Raw genomic sequence first — 1,102 nt, 5'->3', positions numbered from 1 at the left:
CCTGCAGCAGGTGTTCGCCCCCGAACGCCTGATCGGCCTCGACGCCGACCCCCACAGCCTCGACCTGAGCCGCGCCGAAGCCGCGCGCCAGGGCATCGCCATCGAGTTGATCGGCAGCGACTGCGCGACCCTCGACGTGGCCGACGCCAGTGTCGACGTGCTGTTCTGTCACCAGACCTTCCATCATCTGGTGGAACAGCATCGCGCCCTGAAAGAGTTCTATCGGGTGCTCAAGCCAGGCGGCTACCTGCTGTTTGCCGAATCCACCGAGGCCTATATCGACACCTGGGTAATCCGCTGGCTGTTTCGTCACCCGATGCATGTGCAGAAAAGCGCCGAGGAGTACCTTGAGATGATTCACGAGCAGGGCTTTGAGTTCGGCCCGCAGAACGTCTCGTACCCGTACCTGTGGTGGAGCCGCGCCACCGATTTCGGCCTGCTTGAGCGCTGGGGCCTGCGCCAGCCAAAACCGGCCGGCCAGCGCGAAGAAACCTTGGTCAACGTGGTTGCCCGCAAACCTCTGGCGAGCGCTGAAACATGATCCGAATGCTGTTGATCGGTTGCCTGTTGCTGCTAAGTGCCTGCGCCAGCCAGCCGCCGTTGCCGTCGAAAACCCCGGTGCTGAGCCTGCCGTTGCAACTGCATGTGCAGCGCGAACAGGATGGCCAACGCCAGGACTGGCTGCTGGTGATGCAGCGCGAAGGCGGCGGGATTCGCTGGTCGATGATGGACCCGCTGGGCATTCCCCAGGCGCGACAGAAATTGATCAACGGTGCCTGGCAGGCTGACGGTCTGCTGCCGCCCAATCCCCAGGCGCGTGAATTGTTTGCCGCGCTGTTGTTCGCCCTCACCTCGGCGGATGAAGTCTCCAAGCTGTACCCCGGCACCCAGGAAATGGACTTGATCCGCACCCTGCCGTCCCGCTGGAAAATCACCTATCACTCCTCCCTGGTGTTTCGCGTGGACGTGATCGGGCAACACCTGACCTACCGCATCTCGCCGCTTGAGGCCACCCGATGACCGCCTACCTCAATGCCCTCGGCGTGATCTGCGCCCTGGGCCGCGACAAGCGCGAAGTCAGCCGCAGCCTGTTTGCCGGCGA

2 protein-coding genes are annotated in these 1,102 nt (G+C 63.4%); both read left to right on the top strand.

What is annotated here, in order from left to right; genetic code table 11:
• A partial coding sequence (locus HX846_RS37660) for a class I SAM-dependent methyltransferase (protein ID WP_178967518.1) occupies window positions 1-541 on the top strand: 541 nt, incomplete at its 5' end.
• Window positions 538-1,020 carry a hypothetical protein gene (locus HX846_RS37655; RefSeq protein ID WP_178967517.1) on the top strand — a complete coding sequence of 161 codons (483 nt, stop codon included), beginning with the start codon at window positions 538-540 and terminating at the stop codon, window positions 1,018-1,020. The genes HX846_RS37660 and HX846_RS37655, both read left to right, overlap by 4 nt.
• Window positions 1,021-1,102 lie beyond the last annotated feature (82 nt).

Source organism: Pseudomonas sp. K5002 (assembly GCF_013386655.1).
Lineage (GTDB): Bacteria > Pseudomonadota > Gammaproteobacteria > Pseudomonadales > Pseudomonadaceae > Aquipseudomonas.
The sequence above is the reverse complement of the archived record's forward strand: the minus strand, read 5'-3'. Positions and strand labels throughout refer to the sequence as shown.

Coding starts and splice junctions, on each gene's coding strand:
- HX846_RS37655 (WP_178967517.1), top strand. CDS start 538: ATGATCCGAATGCTGTTGATCGGTTGCCTGTTGCTGCTAAGTGCCTGC.